The sequence below is a fragment of the Phaeodactylibacter luteus genome (assembly GCF_007993045.1).
In the GTDB taxonomy this organism is placed as follows: domain Bacteria; phylum Bacteroidota; class Bacteroidia; order Chitinophagales; family Saprospiraceae; genus Phaeodactylibacter; species Phaeodactylibacter luteus.
In genome coordinates this window covers 1-4,014 of sequence record NZ_VOOR01000107.1, presented here as the reverse complement: position 1 = coordinate 4,014, position 4,014 = coordinate 1, and the positions used below count along the sequence as shown (strand labels likewise).

The following is a 4,014-nucleotide window of genomic DNA, read 5'->3' as shown; positions in this document are numbered from 1 at the left end:
CCGCACTGTGGCTACAATGTACAAGGTGAAATTGGATAAAATATCAAATTGAGAATTGCTGGTAAAGTAGGGAGAAGTGACCAAACTTTAAAACGGCAGCCTGGAGGTATCCGGGCTACCGTTTTTTAATCTTTGAAAGGGTTCACAACCCACTACCAAACGAATGCTTTCGGCCCATTGGTACGAAATCTTTAGACTTTACAGCTTGCATTTTCGCTTTATTTTTTTGTATTAAAAATCTAGCCGGCACATTTGATTTATACCGAGAGCAAAGTTTATCAGACTTATAGTTAAATCAGAACCATCTCCTCCACCAAAAGCAGAAACACCATAAGTCACTGTGTTTGCACTGTTGCCTCCGTTTTCTGAAATGTTAGCAGGGAATGGCCGACTCGCTGAATCATAATTATCAAGCCCCGTTCTTACTAATGGTATATTCAAGTCATACTTAGTAGCGTTATAGCCACGGTTTCCTTCGTAATCAAGTACAATATGATATGCCCCTCCATCTGTCACTGATGATGGCATGAATAAATTGATATAATTGGGTTCAACTCCTTCTGGAATTGTTACAACAACTTCACCAGCACCACTATTTTCAATTATACCGATACCGGGTCCGTTTGCAGCAATATGTGCTGTCGTAGAACCGCTAATTGACGAATATCGATGTGCTGTGCTAGCAGAAAAAATCAAATTGACCGTATTGCCATTGGTTAGTGTTAATGTTTGTAAATCCGGATCATAAATCAGGGTTTGCAGTTCATCAGTGGGGTCGCCGTCGCCAGCATTCCCTGCTTCACCAGCATAAATAGCGTAGGGTACGGAGAGCAGTTGTGAAGTTCCAAGATTCACATAGTTGGTTCCTCCATCAGGGTCAATATCTATTTTAAGATAGTACGGATGATTAGCCCAGCTGGCATCAGTGAAAGCACCCGATATCGATTGACCACCGCCTATTTCAAGGTCAAAAACGCCAAGTGGCGAAGTCGTAACAACATGTCGTTCGGCGTAGTCGATCTGGCCAGATACGGCATCTCGAACCAAACTGATACGTACACCTAGGTCTACGCTTGCATAGGGCTGACCTGATATATCTCTCGCAACAGCCTGGAATTTGAATTTTTGCGGGCTCTGCCCAAACAAAGGTAAGGTCAAGGCAAACAATGCCCAGAGCAATAAGTACTGTCTCATCACTTTAAAGGTTTTGTGTTGATAGATCTATTTTCTGACTTTTAGTATCCGAAAGGTTCCCTGTTGTCCATTACTGTTTCTTAGCTGCAAAAAGTAAGTTCCTGCCGGTAGCCCTGAAAGGTCGATCTGCTGGTCTTTCATCATTTGTTGCTCCAGTAGGACTTCCTTTCCGGCTGTAGTCATAAGCTTAGCTTGAACCGTTCCGTTGGAAGCCCAATCAGCCTGCACGTATTCGGTTGTGGGATTAGGAAATACCCTTACCAACCATTCAGAAGAAGGCGCCTCATAGATATCCACTATTAGTTCATGGTACATCTGATGGAAACCCTCGGACAAGGCAATCTCATTCTGAAACTGTGAAACAGCTACTTCACCAACTGTCCAATGTAAATCACCGAACATAGGGCTGGTATAATAATCCCCAGAAGCACCTACTACGACCTGGGGCATATCTTGCGCATCTGCTGAAGGATTCCCCCCGATCAGCAAAGCTGCAAATGCAGACGCTGATATTAATTTTTGAAAAATTGACATCATCTTAATCGTAATTATCCGAGTTATCATAATAGCATGACATTGCCTGATAGCCATCTGGCATTTCAAAAGATCAAAGTGTTTTAAATCAAAGCCTAAATTCTAGGCTCACAAGCATTTAAGCCCCGAAAGAACTCCTGCTCGTGAATTAAGGCAGGTCTTGTTGGATGTTTACCCCAATATAGTACATTTCAACATTGTATCCAAATGTTTTGAATCGGACTATGGATTTTATCAATGTTATAGGAGTGCAGCAAAAAAACTGCAGCCTTACCAACGACTTCTCAACCAGAAAAGTCTATGCACATCCATACTTGTATATGGTTTAGAAAAGGGTAACCTGCTTTTCTTTTTTACCCACTGGATAGGCTTTGGATGTACCCGAGGTTATGCTCAACCTTCGATTTTCTTCTCTGCAAGGGTGGGGCAATGCCATATCAGTACTGGTGTGAAGTATGTATTAGCTATTGGCTATCCGCAGTGTAACAAAGTTCTATTTTGCACCAATCTTTGCACCAATAGAAATAATTTTCCGAATATTACATTGACAGACAGAGGGTTAAGTGTACTTTATAGTTTTTCCCGTCCGGACCGCCAACACACACCACTTCAAAGCCGCATTCAAGCCGAATGTGGCTTTTTTATTGGGTTTCAGCCCGTTTCCCTTCCTACTCTAATTGTGTTTTATTGTGCCTTATTGAGGGTTATTGGGGCTTTTCCTACAAATTTCAGCAAAAATATATGCTTATACTTTGTAGCATTTGGTCCTTCACGCCGTTCTTGAGTGGGCAGCCCAATGACTCAGATACATCCCTGAGGCGTTGTGGTTTGGGTAAACTTATGCTGACATCCTCAGGATCGTCAGTAGCTCAATACCATTCGTTACGCCCGGACTGCCTCTTCAGCTCGTCCGCTATATTTCGGAGGGTTCTACCGAGTTGTTGTTAGCTTTTGTTTAGTCAAGTTTTGCCTTACCTCAGGTCAGCAGTTGGTTGGTTTTGCAGTGCTTTCTGTACAACTTGGGGCTGTAACACTTACGGCTTAAATTAAAAAACAGTAACTTACGATGGTGGTTTCTCACAGTTTGTCCCGCTCTGCGGAAGGCTGCCGTTGCCCACATTTAAAAATACGGACAGGAACCTAAAAAGATAAAGATTGTTTTTACGATAAGTTAAATTGAAGGCATAAAAAACAGATAATGGCTCTTATAATCACCGATGATACACTTTCCAAAGCTCAATTATCAGCAGATGAACTCCTCGTTGATCTAGCTTGCTACTTATACGACAAAAAACGGATGAGTATGGGGCAAGCCAGGCACTTGACCGGCTTGGATCAGATTAGCTTCCAGAAAGAATTGGCCAAACGAGATATCTATATCCATTACACAGCAGAAGATCTGGAAAAAGATTTACAGAATCTGGGTATCGAATTATGATCATTGTTAGTGATACTTCTTCTATTTCCAACTTGCTGCAAATTGGGTTGATGGATATTCTTCATGTGCTCTGAGGTGAGATAACGATAACACCAGCTGTAAGAAGAGAACTATACCACTTGCCGGATCAGGAAAAGCAAATTGAACAAATTGACTGGATAAAAGTGAAAGCTCCTCAGGATCAAGGGATGATCGTCCAATTGTTGGAGAAAATCGGCCTTGGGGAAGCAGAATCCATTGTGTTGGCTATGGAGGAACAGGCAAAATACCTGATTATTGATGAGTATAAAGGAAGAATGATCGCGGATTCATATGGTATCAAAATAGTGGGAATATTGGGTGTTTTGATCCAAGCTAAGCAGAAAGGAGCAATATCAGCTGCTAAGCCGCATATCGATCAACTTATTGAGATTGGGTTTCGATTGGACAAAAAACTAATCGAAAGGGTCTTAAAGGGGCTTGGGGAGCTGTAGGGTGCCAGAACTAAAGAAAATAAAAAACCTTACAGGCAACAGCTTTGAGACGGTTTACCCAGCTGAATATACCGGAGTTCTACCTGATGGCAATCAGAGCCCATGCCTTGAGGTGGGGGGCAAAATAAACTACCAGAGTCAAGCAAAAAACCTCCAACATAACGCTACAAAAATGCTGTAAGAAATCAGAAATCTATTGATAACCAGTCTGTTAAGGCGTTGTTTCAGTACCCGTCCGGACCGCTGAGTATGCCGTAAACAAAGGGTTTCAGCCTGTCTGCGTAAACATTGCGTAAACAATCAGCAATTCTCAATTTGATAAATTATCCCTGTGCGCCCAATGATTTCGTACCTTTCGCTGATGAAAAAAAGAAG

At 42.1% G+C, this 4,014-nt stretch carries 4 protein-coding genes; 2 read left to right on the top strand and 2 right to left on the bottom strand.

The window, feature by feature from the left end; translation table 11 throughout:
• Positions 1-231: 231 nt before the first annotated feature.
• Both FRY97_RS21550 and FRY97_RS21545 read right to left on the bottom strand, forming a co-directional pair.
• Positions 232-1,194, bottom strand: a complete 963-nt coding sequence (locus FRY97_RS21550) for a hypothetical protein (RefSeq protein ID WP_147169689.1) — start codon at positions 1,192-1,194, stop codon at positions 232-234.
• 27 nt (positions 1,195-1,221) lie between these two features.
• The gene (locus tag FRY97_RS21545; RefSeq protein ID WP_170254822.1) at positions 1,222-1,731 is read right to left on the bottom strand and encodes a T9SS type A sorting domain-containing protein; all 510 of its coding nucleotides are present in this window, start codon (positions 1,729-1,731) and stop codon (positions 1,222-1,224) included.
• 1,195 nt (positions 1,732-2,926) lie between these two features.
• Here FRY97_RS21545 and FRY97_RS21540 point away from each other — a divergent pair.
• Complete coding sequence (locus tag FRY97_RS21540; protein WP_147169687.1) at positions 2,927-3,166, top strand: UPF0175 family protein; 240 nt, start codon at positions 2,927-2,929, stop codon at positions 3,164-3,166.
• A 119-nt stretch (positions 3,167-3,285) separates the two neighbouring features.
• Positions 3,286-3,639: a DUF3368 domain-containing protein gene (locus FRY97_RS21535; protein ID WP_147169686.1), complete on the top strand. Its 354-nt coding sequence runs from the start codon at positions 3,286-3,288 to the stop codon at positions 3,637-3,639.
• The last annotated feature ends 375 nt before the right edge of the window (positions 3,640-4,014 follow it).